The following is a 15,233-nucleotide window of genomic DNA, read 5'->3' as shown; positions in this document are numbered from 1 at the left end:
ATGATTATTTCCTTACCTACAGTCAAAAAAAATACCAACTAAATTCCGCTGACAAACTGGCACCCGTAATGATTTATGGCTGGTCTCGTCTAAGCTGTCAATCTATAAATTCAAACATTAAAAAATTTAACAAATTATTTTGTTTAATTTTTGCTTTAAAAGGTTAAACAGTGTGTATCTTTGTAAAAGAAAGAAAGAGTTATGGCAACTAAACAAAAGAAAACAGATTCAAAATTGGTAAAAGAAACTAAAGTTACCCAGGACCAGTTGATAAGTCTTTATATGGAATACGTGCTGGAGCACGAAAAAATGCCTAAAAGTGTTTTTAAATTCTGTAAGGACAACAATATTACCGAAGGGCAGTTCTATGATTTCTACGGAAGTTTTGATGGCCTGAAAAAAGGTGTCTGGTCAAAATTTTATGACAATACAACTCTTGTTATTGAAAAAAGCCCCGAATTTGATGCGTTCTCTACGCGTGAAAAATTACTGACTTTTTATTATACTTTTTTCGAATTATTAACGGCAAACAGAAGCTATGTTTTATACACACTTTCTGAAAATCCTGAAATGATGAAAAATCTGGATCAGTTGAAAGGACTCAGAAGAAAAGTGAAAGGTTTTGCAAATGAATTGATACGTGAAGGAAATGAAGATAAATCTTCAAAAATTCTAAAACAGTCGGAAACTATTTTTTCTGAAGCTACCTGGGTACAACTGTTATTTATAATCAAATTCTGGATGGATGATAATTCTGCGCAATTTGAAAGTACAGATGTGGTTATAGAAAAATCTGTAAATACGGTTTTCGATCTTTTTGATAATACACCACTGGAAAGAATGCTGGATTTGGGTAAATTTTTATGGAAAGAGAAAATGGCATAAGCCCCCTATTTAGGCTTCACAGGTAAACATCCCCAACATTAAAAGTTCCTGTGAAGTTTTTTTTACCAAAACACTATGAACACAATAGATAAAATACCCACAGGAAAGCTTGGAAGAACCAGTAAAATGGTTCAGACCGGTGTGAAAGTTAGTGGAAATTACATCAAATATTTCAGCAAAAAAGCTTTTGATTCCAGCCTTACAAGGGACGAGTTGGATGAAAATAATGCTACAGATATTTACGACGGATTAAAAAGTTTGAAAGGGAGTGCATTAAAAGTAGCTCAAATGCTTTCAATGGAAAAAAGCCTGCTGCCAAATGCCTATGTAGAAAAATTTTCTTTGGCTCAATTCAGCGTTCCACCATTGTCGGCACCTTTGGTACGAAAAACATTTAAAAAATACAACGGGGAATACCCCGAAGATCTTTATGATACGTTTGCAACCCAATCGGTAAATGCGGCCAGCATCGGACAGGTGCACCGCGCGACAAAAGATGGGAAGAAACTTGCTGTGAAAATCCAATATCCGGGGGTTGCAGATAGTATCAGTTCAGATCTCGCAATGGTAAAGCCTATTGCGACAAAAATGTTCAACCTTCAGGGAAAAGATTCTGAAAAATATTTTAAGGAAGTAGAAGGAAAATTGCTCGAGGAAACAGATTATATCCTGGAAGTAAAACAAAGCAAGAGTATTTCTGAAGCTTGTGCGCATATTCCGAATCTTACATTTCCGAAATACTATGAGGAGCTTTCCAGTGAAAGAATTATCACTATGGATTGGATGGAAGGAGAGCATTTAAGTGAATTCGCCAAAAAGAATAAGGATCAGGCTAAAGCTGATAAGGTTGGACAGACATTATGGGATTTTTATATGTACCAAATGCACCATCTTAAAGAATTGCACGCAGATCCTCATCCCGGAAATTTCCTGATAGATACAGAAGAGAATTTGATCGCGATAGATTTTGGGTGTATCAAACAAGTCCCGGAGGATTTTTATGTTCCCTATTTTGAATTGGCAAATAAAGAAAATATCAGTAATCCTGAATTTTTTTCAGAAAAGCTTTATCAACTTGAAATTCTTCGGAAAGATGATTCACAAAAGGAGATTGCGTTCTTTTCAGAATTGTTTTATGAAATGTTGAGTTTATTCACAAGTCCGTTTCACAACGAAACTTTCGATTTTGCTGATGAAAATTTTTGGTCAAGAATAACGGAATTAGGAGAAAAATACAGTAAAGATTCCGATTTACGAAAGATGAACGGGAACCGTGGAAGCAAACACTTTTTGTATATCAACAGAACATTTTTCGGGCTTTATAATATGCTACACGATTTAAAGGCAAAAGTTGAAATCAACAATTACATAAAATATATATAAATTTTTTTTTATTGGTTAGGTTGTTAGGAGGGTGTGGCTACTTATGGTCACGCTCTCTGCATTTATAGAGCTACCTGAATTTTGAAATAGGGAATTATTACGCCCTGTCAGGGCTAGGATGTTTTGACATTGCTATTTCATCCCGCTTCACGGGATATTGGCAGATTACGCCCCTTCGAGGGCTTGGATTTTTAATTCGGAGACAACCTTTGAGAATGATTTCATTCCACATTGATTTTTAGAAATCAAAAAAGCCTGCATAAACCAAAGTTTTGCAAGCTTTTTATAATAAAAATATGGTTGTCCGGTAAACGTTTTTATTAAAGCTGAAATTTAATTTCAGATAAAATTAAGTCTTGGTTCTTGTTTCTTTCAGTTACGCCAAAGGCGGAACGATCTTGATTCTCAACCGGAATTACTGTACTGAAACAGTCTTAAAATCCTTAATTCTTCATCACTTCTTCAGGTTGTTCTATAGATGTTTTCTCTTTGTTTTTCACGTATTTTTCAAGCCATTGGTCTTGTTCCCAAAGCACGTGTAATACCGATTCTTTTGCGCTGTAACCGTGGCTTTCCTTTGGAAGCATCACCAAACGGGCAGTTGCTCCCAAACCTTTTAAAGCGTTGAAGTATCGTTCACTTTGCATTGGATAGGTACCGGAATTATTATCGGCTTCTCCATGAATTAGCAATAAAGGGGTTTTCATCTTTTCGGCGTGCATAAAGGGGGACATTCCATAGTACACTTCTGGTGCTTCCCAGTAATTTCGTTCCTCGCTTTGAAAACCAAATGGAGTTAAAGTCCTGTTATATGCTCCGCTCCTGGCAATTCCCGCTGCAAATAAATTAGAATGTGACAGTAGGTTTGCGGTCATAAATGCGCCATAACTGTGTCCACCAACCGCAACGCGATCCCGGTCTATATATCCAAATTCAGCTACCGCATCTATGGCTGCTTTTCCGTTTGCAACAAGTTGTGTTCTAAAACTGTCATTTGGCTGTTCGTCACCTTCTCCCACAATTGGAAAAGCGGCATCATCTAAAACAACATACCCACGGTTTACCCAGTAAATTGGAGAGCCGTAATACGGATAGGTGAAGTCATTTGCATTCGAAGTGTTTTGCCCGGCAGAGGCTTTATCTTTAAATTCCCTTGGATAAGCCCAAAGAATCATCGGTAATTTCTTCCCGGAATTTTTATCATAATTGGCAGGAAGGTAGAGTGTGCCGCTTAATTCCAGTCCGTCATCTCTTTTGTAAATGATTACTTCCTTACTAACATCTTCCAAGGCTTTAAAAGGATTCACAAAATTGGTGATTTGTGTAAGACCATTTTTAGCTTTAATATTCCTGATATAATAATTTGGATATTCTGCAGATGCTTCTATGCGAACTAAAAGTTTTCCATTCTTTATATCGATCGCTTCTACAAGAGATTCTTTTTTGTCGGTATATTCAGACCGATACAATCTTTTGGTTTCCCCGGTCTCCAAATTGATCTCATCTACAAAAGGAAATTGTCCTTCTTCAGAAAAACCATCCCCCAATAAGAAAGCCTTGTTAGCATCCATGGAAAGCACAGATGCTCCAAATTGATTCTTTTTTGTAACAAAACTTCCCGGATCGCTGTACCTGTCCTGATAATTTCGGTTAAACAGCACCTTGGGTGTTTTATTTGGCTGAGAGGGATCAAATACATAGGTTCGGGTATTTCTGTTGTTCCACCACCTGTCATATGCAATAGCGGTGTTATTATTACCCCAGGTTATTCCTGAAAATCGATCTTTTGTCTTCAGGATAGATTTTCCTTCTCCTTTAAAGGGCGCATTCAGCAAAAATACTTCATCGCGAAATGCAACTTCATTTTCAGGATCTCCGCCATCCAATACCTTGGCATACACCAGGGTAGCCGGTACGTCGTTTCTCCAGGAAAAGTCCCGTCTTCCTTCTCTTTCAGCCATAAAACCCTGCGGAAGATCTTCAATTAAAGGAACGTCATTCACTTTGGATATCTCTTTCCCTTCCTTGTCATAAATAATGCTTTCTGAAGGAAATCTGTAATAAGGGACCAAATAGGAAAAAGGCTTTTTAATGGATGTAACCATGACGAAATTCCCATCAGGAGAGAAGGAGATGCTGCTATACATTCTTGCGTCTTTCCATTCTTTTTTTGTTCCATTCATGGAAACTTTTACCAGGGAAGCTTTTGCGAGTTGTTCAAAATTATATTCATCATTAGGATTTTGCAAAAGATCCTGATAGGTTCTGTTTTGAGCTTTGCTTCCGTCGCTAACTGAAACTGTTGGGCCTTCGGGAATTGCTGTTGCAGTGTTTATCAATTCTTTTCGGCTCTCCGGAATCATTTTTACCAGCACGGCTGAATTATCCTTGAACCAATTGATAACATCCCGCATATTTGCATTCAAATTTCCTTCGGTTAATTTTCTTGCCTGTCCTGTGGAGATTTCCAATACCCAAAGTTCAACACCGGTATCGGATGTATGGGTCATCGCGATTTTAGTTTCATCCGGAGACCAGGTGAAATTGGTTAACTTCGGATTTGCAGGTAATCCTTTCACCTCCATAGGTTCCTTGGAATTTACCGCTTTCACCTGAACATTGTTATAAAATGTTGCACGGCTGTTAATGTTTGTAACAGGATTTATTCGCAGACCGCCCAAACGCATTTCGGTTTCACTTAATTCTGCTATGGATTTATATTGATCACGGTACAAAAAGACCATCATTTCACCTTTGCTGTCAATAATTGTTGTTGGAGCAAGAGGAACATCTACCAGCTCCAGGATTTCCTGTGGCGGTTTCTGATACGTCAGGTTTTCCTGAGCCGTTGCCGTAAACAGGAAACTTATCGCAAGAAAACAGAAAAATAATTTCTTCATAAATTTTAAAATTAAAGGGTTATAAAAGCGCGGCAATAAATAAGGAGGTAGAGGTTAATCTTTCTTATATTGCAAGGCAAAAATGTATTAAAGCCTAAATTTAGTCATAAATAATAATAATCTCATAATTTCTTCAACTATGTATCAATCTAAAATTGCCGGTTTGGGGAGTTATTTGCCCGAAAATGTGGTAACTAACGACGATCTTTCAAAACTGATGGATACCAATGATGCCTGGATCCAGGAAAGAACAGGGATCCAGGAACGCAGACATATCAAAAAAGGTGACGGCAATTCAACGGCTACTATGGGGGCCAAAGCTGCCAGGATAGCTATAGAACGCTCGGGAATTGCCAAGGATGATATAGAAATGATCGTTTTTGCTACACTAAGTCCCGATTATTATTTTCCGGGTTGTGGGGTGCAGGTTCAGGAAATGCTCGATATAAAGACAATTCCTGCCTTGGATGTTCGAAACCAGTGCAGCGGGTTTATTTATGGACTTTCCGTGGCCGATCAATTTATCAAAACCGGCATGTATAAAAACATCCTGGTTATTGGCAGTGAAAACCATAGCGGCGGACTTGATTTTACAGATCGTGGCCGATCTATCTCCGTAATTTTCGGGGATGGAGCAGGAGCTGCGGTTTTAACAAGGACAGATCATATCAGCCAGGGGATACTTTCCACCCATTTGCACTCTGAAGGAAAGAACGCGATGGAACTTTCCTTAAGAGGGCCAAGTACAGAATACTGGGTTCCACAGATTATTGCTGAAAATCCGCAGGGAGATGATATTCCTTATTACCCTCATATGAACGGACAGTTTGTTTTCAAGAATGCGATCCAACGCTTTTCTGAAGTTATCGTGGAAGGATTAAATGCCAATGGGCTAGAGGTAAGTGATATAGATATGCTAATCCCTCATCAGGCGAATCTTCGAATTTCACAATTTGTTCAGCAAAAATTTAAGCTCAAGGACTCGCAGGTATATAATAATATTCAGAAATATGGTAATACTACCGCAGCTTCCATTCCTATTGCTTTAACAGAAGCCTGGGAAAACGGAAAAATAAAACAGGGAGACCTGGTGGTTCTGGCAGCTTTTGGAAGTGGATTTACCTGGGGAAGCGCAATTATCGAGTGGTAATTTTTAGATTTGAGAGGTTAGAAAATAGAAAAGAGATCATAGAAAATAGACAAAAGAATCAAGAATTAGGAATCAAGACAATTGTACGTTGTACGTCTCTGATATAGGTTGACCACTAAAGTCAGCTTTATATGAAATCAAATGTAAGATTATTGCAGAAGCATCGGAAATACTCTGATGAATTTAAGAAACAAATCGTAGCGGATTTTGAAAGTGGAAAATTTAGTGTTCCTCAATTAGAGAAGCTTCACGGAATAGCCAACCCTACTATTTATTCCTGGATCTATAAATTTTCTACCTTTAACGAGAAAGGTTTTAGAGTCGTAGAAATGAAAGAAAGTAGCAGTAAAAAAATGCAGGAACTGGAAGCCAGAACTAAAGAACTGGAGGCAGCCTTAGGGCGTAAGCAGATACAGCTGGATTATCTTGAAAAGATGATTGAACTGGCCAAAACAGAGCTTGATATTGACATTAAAAAAAACTTCAACACCCCACAATCAACTGGTTCAGGGAAAACAAAGAAAAAATGAGTTATTCTATGAACCAACTCTATGAAGGAATCGGAATCAGTAAACAGGCTGTACATCAATATGAACGAAGGCAAATTGTGTTCGATTCTCGTTTGACGGAATTAATGTCTGAAGCTGATGATATTCGTAGAGATCATCCTGGTTGTGGGGTGGAGAAAATGTATTACACGCTTAAACCTAATTTTATTGGCAGGGACCGCTTTGTAGAAACCTTTATGCAGTTAGGATATCGCTTGAAGAGAAAAAAGAATTACAGACGCACTACCATTGCGGGTAAGATCTACTATCCAAATAAAATTAAAGGTATAGAAATCAATGCACCTTCGGTGGTATGGCAAAGCGATATTACTTACTACAAGGTTGGAGATAAATTTTATTATGCAGTCTTTATTATAGATGTTTATACGAAGAAAATTGTTGGTTATGCAGTGTCCGATCATATGAGAGGAACAGCAAATCTCAAGGCTCTGAGGATGGCTTTAAAAGAGAATAAAGCTCCAAGGATCCATCACTCGGACAGAGGAAGTCAGTATACTTATAAGGCTTATCCTGATCTTTTAAAATCACAAACCACTACAATAAGCATGGCTTTAAGTGCACAGGACAACGCTTATGCTGAGAGAATCAACAGAACGATAAAAGAAGAATACCTGGATCATTGGAAACCACAAACCTTTAACCAATTAAAAGGCCAAGTAAAGAAATCCGTAAACAACTATAACAACAAAAGATCACACTGTCATTTAAAGAAAAGAAGCCCAAATGATTTTATTAATTATTGGTCAACCCTCAAAACAGAAGAACGACCAATAATTACTATTTTTGATAATGAAAATTAATATCTAAAACCGGTCAACACTAATCAGGGACGTCTTTTAGAATAAAATCCTTCTTCCCACTTGGGTTCGAAATTAAATAGTAATTGAATACAAAACCCGCATCACCAAATAGATTGCGGGTTTTCAACTAACCAAATCAACAAAAACTAACTAAAATAATCCGCCGCCTTCTTTTTCATTATCATCGCGGTTTTTACGTTTCAAAGCGCCATTTTTTCCACCGCCGAATTTATAGGAAAATCCAAGAAATACGGTTTGACTTTCAGGTTTAAAGCTTCCTCTTTGCCTATATGGCAAATCGGCATCAAAAGTGAATCGTTGGGTGTTAAAAATATCATTAAAATTAAGGCTTATGGTTGCTTTGTCATCTAAAAAATTATACCTGGCCCCGGCATTGATAAAATACATTTCTTCAGCTTTAAACTGCAGCATTTTGGCTGGGCTTCGGTAATATCCAAATAATTGAAAAGTCAAATCTTCAGTAGCATTAAAACTCTGGTTTAGCCTGAAGTTAAATGCGGTATTTTCTACCTCTACGCTTTCCATTCCTATAACGCCCCGCTCATTTTTGTTGTATACTTCCAGGCTGGGGTTTAAACTCCACCATTTAACCGGCTTATAACTTCCTGAGAATTCAATCCCGGCGGCATTGTTGTTTCCACCATTGATAAACGTAAGCAACAAACGGGATGGATCTTCAGGGTCAAGTAAAATGGTTTGATTGATCTCGTTTTCAATAGTTCGGTAAAATACGCCTCCGGTGAAATTGCCTTTTTCAAAATTCTGGGTATAATTCAATTCCAAAGAGTTGGTGAATTGTGGATCCAGTTCAGGATTTCCTACCCCCGTAATTCTTGGAGTGCTGAATTCCCTAACCGGATTTACCTGGTTTAATCCGGGCCGGTCTACCCTTCGCCCAAAACTCATCTGGAAGGATTTCTTTTCAGATAATTTATAAGAAGCAAATGCTGTAGGATACACGGTTATATAATCGTCCTCAAAAACTTTATTTCCGTTCAGTATGGCTTCTACATCATACTTTTCAAGTCTTGCTCCTAATTGATACGACCATTTCTCGAAATTTTGTCCAAAAGTGGAGTAAAAAGAGTAGATACTGTTGTCGTAATTATAGAGTGCATCCTCCAAATTTGGATTATTACTTCCATATTGATTTCGGCTGTTTCTTATCCGTGCTTCGGCTCCAAGTTCCAGTTTTGATTTCTCACTTAAAGGATTTATGTAATCCAGGTTTATTGTGGTATTGGTAATGTCATCATCCACATCATCGCGGTAGTCCATAAATCCACCAGTGCCCTGGAATTCGAATCTGGCCAGCTCGGAGCCGTCTATGATGTTATAGTCGATTTCCAGTTCAATGTTGTGGCCTTCTTTTGCAAAATCCCTTTTATAATCAAAATTATAGGTACCGGAATTGTTTTTGTCATCCAGGTAAAATTGCTGGAAAATGTTATTTTGAGGTGCATCTTCAAAAAGTATATTTATGCGCCCTGTAGGTTCCCCTATAAAGTAATTCTGATTGGTATAAACCGAAAAGGTGTTCTTATCATCCAGGTAAAAATCCACTCCAATTTTATAAAGATAGGATTGACTGTCACTTAGAAAGTATATATTTTCTGAAGAGTTGTTGGTGAAATTGTCAATTTTTCCAGTGTTTTCCCTTTTGCCAAAGTTGCTCCCGATATTGGCGTAAAAGTTGAATTTTCCGCTGCGGTAATTGGTATTAAAAGATCCGTTATAACGGGTGTTCTTGCCAAGGGTGATTCCTGTGGTCAAATTCCCGTTGAATCCCAGGTTGGAATTTTTGTGAAGAAGGATATTTATGATCCCACTCATGCCTTCGGGATTATATTTGGCCGAAGGATTTGTGATCAATTCAATGCTTTTAATCGAGGAACTGGGAAGCTGCTTTAAAAGCTGGGTTGCAGGAATGTTGGTTGGTTTTCCGTCTACAAGTATCCGAACATTATCATTTCCGCGCATTGCGATGTTCCCATCCTGATCTACAGTAAGCGTTGGCAAATTTCCCATAATATCTGAAGCTGAAGGCCCCAACGTTGCTAAGTCTTTCCCTACATTGATCACTTTTCTGTCTATTTTTTGTTCTATGGTAGTGCGCTCTGCGATAATGTTTACATCGTCCAGCATGGAAATATCCGTTTCCAGAAAGATGGTTCCAATAGTTACAGTGCTGTTATTCCTGGAAATCTCAATTTCTTTTGAATAGGTTTTATATCCAATAAACTGAGCCTGAAAATTGTATTTTCCTGCCGGAATATCCTTTATATTAAAACTTCCGTCTTCCTGGGAAATATTTCCTGAGATCAAATTTCCTTCAAGGTCATTAATGATAATAGTTACATACGGAATAGGTTCCTGAAGGTCCTTATCCAGAACTACACCGGAAACGTTCCCGATATTGATTTCGATTGGAGCTTGAAAAGCTGCACTGATGCTGAAGCTGATGAGGCTTACAAATAAGATTAAATGTTTCATTTTTTGATTGATTTTGATGGTTAATCCCTCATTGAGGGTTTGATTCTTGCCTCAAATTTTTAAAAGTGTTTTTCAATTCATAGCTCGTGGCTTGCCACAAGGGTTTTGATTTTGTTATGAATAATACTTTGTATAGCATAATAGATGAACGTGGTTTTTTAAAATTAAAAGGTCTCTACTATAAAAGACGCTTTAATTTTATAATTGTTACAGTTTTTTTCATTGTTGACCGATAAACATTTTTGTGAAAGCTGAAACCTCACATTCATTGGGCATTCCAATGGGCTTTTTGATTAAACAAACCTTACTTTTCTTAATTTTTCAATTATGCTGATAATTAAAGTGTTCTGAAAAAATTGAAATCATACCTAAATGTTTATCAGTTAATTAAAATCAAGTCTTTTTTCTTGGTTCCTGCAGTTACGCAGAAGGCGGAACGATCTTGTCTCTTTACCGGACATTTCTGTTTTTTTTTAGAAAAAAACCCATCTTCAAGAAGAAGATGGGTTTCCTGTTACACCGGGTAAGCCAACCATCTCAACCTTCCCGGTTTCACAGCTAGCTTCGGTATACAACAAAGACAACATAACCCGGAATTTGTTACAACGCTGGTTTTATGCTAAATTTGCAACGTATGGAAAAGAAAAAAACATTGGTTTTAGGGGCTTCCTTAAATCCTTCACGATATTCCAACCTGGCGATAAACAGATTGGTTTCTTATAAACACCCTGTTGTAGCGATTGGATTAAGAAAAGGTGAAGTAGCCGGGGTTCCTGTCTCTACTGAAAAGGAAAATTTTGAAGCGGTGGATACCGTAACTTTATATCTTAACTCTAAAAGACAGGTGGAGTACTATAATTACATTCTTTCTCTAAATCCAGAAAGGGTGATCTTCAATCCAGGCACAGAAAATCCAGAATTATATAAGCTTCTAAAAGATAATAACATCGAATTTGAAGTTGCCTGCACCTTAGTCATGCTTGGTTCGAATCAATACTAACCCCAGGAAAGTTAAAAGTCCATTTAGGATTAGCACAAAAAATCCGAATTCAAATCCAAACCAAATCTCACTGTTACTGCTTATAATATAGGTGAGAATAGGCGATGATATCGCTATCGCAGGTACCCATTTATCTCTTATTTTCCATTTTGTGAAGAGTCCAAAACTGTAAAGACCCAGTAACGGGCCATAGGTATATCCTGCAAAAACGAATAATTTTGCGATCACACTTTCATCTTTTATAAGGTATTTGAAAGTGATGATCACCAGGATAAGAACCACAGAAACACCAACATGTATTTGCTTTCGAACTACTTCCTGTTTTGCTTTTGAATATCTTTTTTCAATATCCATGATATCGATGCTAAAAGAAGTAGTTAGCGCGGTTAATGCACTATCCGCACTGCTGTATGCAGCTGCTATAAGTCCGATTATGAAAAATATTGCGATCCCAAAGCCTAAGTCGCTTTGAGTGGCTATTACCGGAAATAATTCATCTTTAAAAGACTCAATTCCGTTGGTGCGTGCATATTCGGTCAATAAAACCCCAAGGGCCAAAAAGACCAGGTTCACAAAAGTGAGCACAATAGTGAACCAGAACATATTTTTTTGTGCGTCTTTCAGGTTTCTGCAGGTTAGGTTTTTTTGCATCATATCCTGGTCCAGTCCTGTCATCACAATGGCGATAAATGCACCGGATATAAACTGTTTCCAGAAATAATCGGCACTTCTGATATCATCAAAAAAGAAAATCTTCGACAATTCACTATTGGAAATGTGGGAGATAAGATCACTTCCCTGAATTCCGAGATCATCAGAAATAAAATAGATGCTTACTCCCACGGCAATAAGCATACTTAGCGTTTGAAGGGTATCTGTATAAACAATTGTTTTTATACCAGATTTAAATGTATAAATCCAAATGAGGGCAATAGTCATAACCACTGTGGCCCAAAAAGGGATCCCCAGGGCATCGAATAAAATAATCTGCAAAACATTGGCTACCAGGAATAATCTAAAACTGGATCCTACTACTCTTGACAGCAGGAAAAAAGAAGCGCCGGTTTTATAGGAATATATACCAAATCTGCTTTCCAGATAGGTGTAAATAGAGGTGAGGTTCATCCGGTAATAAAGCGGAAGCAAAACGGTTCCTATAACCAGGTATCCAACGATATATCCCAGCACAACCTGCATATAACTAAACTGGCTGGCCTCAACCCAACCGGGAACCGAGATAAAGGTAACCCCGCTTAGGGAGGCGCCTATCATTCCAAATGCCACTAAATACCAGGGAGATTCCCTGTTGGCTTTAAAGAATGTATCATTATTGGATTCTTTTCCGGTAAAATAGGAGATGATCAATAAAGCTCCAAAATAGGCGGCGATAAGCAGGAGGATATAAAGGGGTTGCATAGAAGATTGATTTCGGGAGCAAATTACAAATAATGCATTAATTTGCAACCGGCAATCTGCGTCTTAATTTTATTGATTTGAAGTAAAAAAACGTAATTTTGAAACATGGATTTTTCTTCAAAATTATTGGAACAGGCCGTAGCCGAAATGTCCCAGCTTCCGGGAGTGGGAAAGCGCACCGCATTAAGACTTGTGCTGCATTTATTAAAGCAACCAGCGGAGCAAACCACACAACTTTCAGAAGCTTTGGTGAATTTACGAACGAAAATCAAACTTTGTAATAACTGTCACAATATCAGCGATACAGCATTATGTGAGATTTGTTCCAATCAAAACAGGGTTCGGGAGATTGTATGCGTTGTGGAAGATATCCGGGATGTGATGGCGATAGAAAATACAAGTCAGTACCGCGGATTGTATCACGTGCTGGGAGGAAAAATTAGTCCTATGGACGGGATTGGACCATCACAATTGACTATAAAATCCCTTATAGATAAAGTAAAAGCAGGAGAAATTGAAGAGATTATTTTTGCTTTGAGCTCAACTTTGGAAGGGGATACCACCAATTTTTATATTTTTAAGCAGCTGGAAGGAATAAAGGTGAAAACCTCCACAATTGCCCGTGGAATCTCGGTAGGTGATGAGCTTGAATACGCAGATGAAGTTACCCTGGGCAGGAGCATAACGAATAGAATACCCTTTGAAGGCTCGCTTAAAAATTGAATTTTCCGGGGAAATAAAAGCAGCTGTGGCATTAAAACAGGTTCATTCTTTTTAATTTCAGGAATTGAAACTGTATTTTTACAGAAAGCGAAATGATTGAATGACAGCACAAAAAAACAATTAAAAATAATTTTATTGAATATTTAATACTAAGAGTGCGTTAAAATAAGTAATTTCGCAATCGGTATTACAAAAAACATCTTTGAGATAATAATATGGCAAAGTTTGAACTAAAGTTGCCCAAAATGGGCGAAAGTGTTGCAGAAGCAACCATTACAAATTGGTTAAAGGAGGTAGGAGATACCATTGAAGCCGATGAGGCTGTACTGGAGATCGCCACAGATAAAGTGGATAGTGAAGTTCCAAGTGAAGTTGATGGTGTCCTGGTGGAAAAACTTTTTGAAGCCGATGATTTAGTACAGGTAGGACAAATTATTGCTATAATTGAAGTCAAGGATGGAGAAGGAAGCTCAGAAACCACCTCAGAAGAACCGGAGGAAGCAGCAGAGGAAGTTATGGCAGACGAAGCTGAAGAAATTGTTGCTTCAGCAAAAGAAAGCATACAGTCTTCTCCTGAATTTTATGCAGATTCCACAAAATTTTATTCTCCCCTGGTAAAAAATATAGCTAAAAAAGAAGGCATATCCTTACAGGAACTCGAAAGTCTTGAAGGATCCGGAAAAGATGGCCGGGTAACCAAAAATGATATTCTGGGTTATGTGGAGACCCGTTCCTCTAAACCACAACAAGCTGCGCCTGCTGAAAGGCCGGAACCTTCCATTAAAAAACCAGCAGCTCCAATAAGTGTTAACGGGGAAGATGAAATAATTGAAATGGGCAGAATGGGTAAAATGATCGCCCATCATATGGTGGAGAGTAATCTAACATCTGCACATGTGCAATCTTTTATCGAGGTTGATGTTACCAATATCTGGAACTGGAGAAATAAGCATAAAAACGAATTTGAGAAACGCGAGGGTGAAAAACTCACCTTTACACCAATATTTATGGAAGCCGTAGCCAGGGCGATTAAGGATTTCCCAATGGTTAATATTTCGGTAGATGGAGACAAAATAATAAAAAGAAAGAATATCAACCTTGGAATGGCCGCAGCGCTTCCCGATGGGAATTTAATTGTTCCGGTTATTAAAAATGCCGACAGGTTAAACCTGGTTGGTATGGCCAAGGCGGTTAATGATCTTGCCAATAGGGCAAAAACCAACAAACTGAAGCCAGACGATATTCAGGGAGGAACTTACACTGTTACCAATGTAGGAACCTTTGGCAGTATTATGGGGACTCCCATAATCAACCAGCCACAGGTAGCGATTTTAGCCCTGGGAGCTATTAGAAAAGTGCCAGCGGTAATCGAAACTCCGGAAGGTGATTTTATAGGGATTCGTCATAAAATGTTTCTTTCTCATAGTTATGACCACCGTGTCGTGAATGGTGCGCTGGGAGGACAATTTGTTCAAAGAGTAGCACAATATTTAGAGGCTTTTGATAAGAACAGGGATATTTAAAATATAATATTTGAAATAAATAAGCTGCATGATCACTGAAATACCTACTGTGATTTTGCGGCTTATTATTTTATAACTGATGAATTTTCATTTTCTGGAAATGTTAGAGAAAAATGGTAACGTTATGGAACATTGTGGATGATTTTATAGATTTCAGTTAAGAATTGCCGTTTTTGCTTCGTTTCTTTTTAACCGCAAAGCACGCTAAGAAAAAAAACACCCGCCCGGACCGGGTACGTACAGGCTGAGGACACAAAGAAAAAACTGGGGATTGAAATTGAACCAACTGGAAAATTATTGATTTGTAAATTAGAAAAGGACCACTTTGCAGAAGTTCCGAATGGAATAGTAAGCCTTTGTGTTCTTTGCG

The 15,233-nt window shown here is 38.0% G+C and carries 11 protein-coding genes; 8 read left to right on the top strand and 3 right to left on the bottom strand.

The genetic code is table 11. From position 1 onward, the window contains the following. Nucleotides 1-201: 201 nt before the first annotated feature. Nucleotides 202-885, top strand: coding sequence for a TetR family transcriptional regulator C-terminal domain-containing protein (locus ACKGJN_RS06465; protein ID WP_409538639.1), 684 nt, complete (start codon nt 202-204; stop codon nt 883-885). Nucleotides 886-960: 75 nt separating this feature from the next. Beyond that, complete coding sequence (locus tag ACKGJN_RS06460; protein ID WP_409538638.1) at nt 961-2,268, top strand: ABC1 kinase family protein; 1,308 nt, start codon at nt 961-963, stop codon at nt 2,266-2,268. A gap of 443 nt (nt 2,269-2,711) precedes the next feature. On the opposite strand, the gene ACKGJN_RS06455 is transcribed toward ACKGJN_RS06460, so the two are convergent. After that, a complete protein-coding gene (locus ACKGJN_RS06455) occupies nt 2,712-5,168 on the bottom strand; it encodes a S9 family peptidase (protein WP_409538637.1) in 2,457 nt (818 codons plus the stop codon). A 139-nt stretch (nt 5,169-5,307) separates the two neighbouring features. Between ACKGJN_RS06455 and ACKGJN_RS06450 the strand changes: the two genes are divergently transcribed. From ACKGJN_RS06450 to ACKGJN_RS06440, 3 genes are all read left to right on the top strand, one after another. Beyond that, nucleotides 5,308-6,318, top strand: coding sequence for a 3-oxoacyl-ACP synthase III family protein (locus ACKGJN_RS06450; protein WP_409538636.1), 1,011 nt, complete (start codon nt 5,308-5,310; stop codon nt 6,316-6,318). 131 nt (nt 6,319-6,449) lie between these two features. Then, complete coding sequence (locus ACKGJN_RS06445) at nt 6,450-6,848, top strand: transposase (protein ID WP_409538635.1); 399 nt, start codon at nt 6,450-6,452, stop codon at nt 6,846-6,848. Between the two features lie 8 nt (nt 6,849-6,856). Continuing rightward, entirely contained in the window at nt 6,857-7,687 is an 831-nt protein-coding gene (locus ACKGJN_RS06440; RefSeq protein WP_409538633.1) for an IS3 family transposase, read from the top strand. Nucleotides 7,688-7,837: 150 nt separating this feature from the next. Here ACKGJN_RS06440 and ACKGJN_RS06435 read toward each other — a convergent pair whose 3' ends face one another. Further along, entirely contained in the window at nt 7,838-10,201 is a 2,364-nt protein-coding gene (locus tag ACKGJN_RS06435) for a TonB-dependent receptor domain-containing protein (RefSeq protein WP_409538632.1), read from the bottom strand. 634 nt (nt 10,202-10,835) lie between these two features. On the opposite strand from ACKGJN_RS06435, the gene ACKGJN_RS06430 reads away from it, so the two are divergent. Continuing rightward, a complete protein-coding gene (locus ACKGJN_RS06430) occupies nt 10,836-11,201 on the top strand; it encodes a CoA-binding protein (protein WP_409538631.1) in 366 nt (121 codons plus the stop codon). Here the strand turns inward: ACKGJN_RS06430 and ACKGJN_RS06425 are convergent. Next, on the bottom strand, nt 11,172-12,617 hold the full coding sequence (locus tag ACKGJN_RS06425) for a sodium:solute symporter (RefSeq protein ID WP_409538630.1): 1,446 nt from the start codon (nt 12,615-12,617) through the stop codon (nt 11,172-11,174). The two genes, ACKGJN_RS06430 and ACKGJN_RS06425, sit on opposite strands and share 30 nt — an antisense overlap. A gap of 105 nt (nt 12,618-12,722) precedes the next feature. Between ACKGJN_RS06425 and recR the strand changes: the two genes are divergently transcribed. Both recR and ACKGJN_RS06415 read left to right on the top strand, forming a co-directional pair. Next, entirely contained in the window at nt 12,723-13,340 is a 618-nt protein-coding gene (gene recR, locus ACKGJN_RS06420; RefSeq protein ID WP_409538629.1) for a recombination mediator RecR, read from the top strand. A 215-nt stretch (nt 13,341-13,555) separates the two neighbouring features. After that, the gene (locus ACKGJN_RS06415) at nt 13,556-14,863 is read left to right on the top strand and encodes a dihydrolipoamide acetyltransferase family protein (protein ID WP_409538628.1); all 1,308 of its coding nucleotides are present in this window, start codon (nt 13,556-13,558) and stop codon (nt 14,861-14,863) included. Nucleotides 14,864-15,233: the final 370 nt, after the last annotated feature.

It is taken from the genome of Gillisia xinjiangensis, assembly GCF_046298265.1.
GTDB lineage: Bacteria > Bacteroidota > Bacteroidia > Flavobacteriales > Flavobacteriaceae > Gillisia > Gillisia xinjiangensis.
The sequence above is the reverse complement of the archived record's forward strand: the minus strand, read 5'-3'. Positions and strand labels throughout refer to the sequence as shown.

What these genes read in the sequence shown, in the direction of transcription:
- ACKGJN_RS06465 (WP_409538639.1), top strand. Translation starts at nt 202, where the DNA reads ATGGCAACTAAACAAAAGAAAACAGATTCAAAATTGGTAAAAGAAACT.
- ACKGJN_RS06460 (WP_409538638.1), top strand. Translation starts at nt 961, where the DNA reads ATGAACACAATAGATAAAATACCCACAGGAAAGCTTGGAAGAACCAGT.
- ACKGJN_RS06455 (WP_409538637.1), bottom strand. Translation starts at nt 5,168, where the DNA reads ATGAAGAAATTATTTTTCTGTTTTCTTGCGATAAGTTTCCTGTTTACG.
- ACKGJN_RS06450 (WP_409538636.1), top strand. Translation starts at nt 5,308, where the DNA reads ATGTATCAATCTAAAATTGCCGGTTTGGGGAGTTATTTGCCCGAAAAT.
- ACKGJN_RS06445 (WP_409538635.1), top strand. Translation starts at nt 6,450, where the DNA reads ATGAAATCAAATGTAAGATTATTGCAGAAGCATCGGAAATACTCTGAT.
- ACKGJN_RS06440 (WP_409538633.1), top strand. Translation starts at nt 6,857, where the DNA reads ATGAACCAACTCTATGAAGGAATCGGAATCAGTAAACAGGCTGTACAT.
- ACKGJN_RS06435 (WP_409538632.1), bottom strand. Translation starts at nt 10,201, where the DNA reads ATGAAACATTTAATCTTATTTGTAAGCCTCATCAGCTTCAGCATCAGT.
- ACKGJN_RS06430 (WP_409538631.1), top strand. Translation starts at nt 10,836, where the DNA reads ATGGAAAAGAAAAAAACATTGGTTTTAGGGGCTTCCTTAAATCCTTCA.
- ACKGJN_RS06425 (WP_409538630.1), bottom strand. Translation starts at nt 12,617, where the DNA reads ATGCAACCCCTTTATATCCTCCTGCTTATCGCCGCCTATTTTGGAGCT.
- recR (WP_409538629.1), top strand. Translation starts at nt 12,723, where the DNA reads ATGGATTTTTCTTCAAAATTATTGGAACAGGCCGTAGCCGAAATGTCC.
- ACKGJN_RS06415 (WP_409538628.1), top strand. Translation starts at nt 13,556, where the DNA reads ATGGCAAAGTTTGAACTAAAGTTGCCCAAAATGGGCGAAAGTGTTGCA.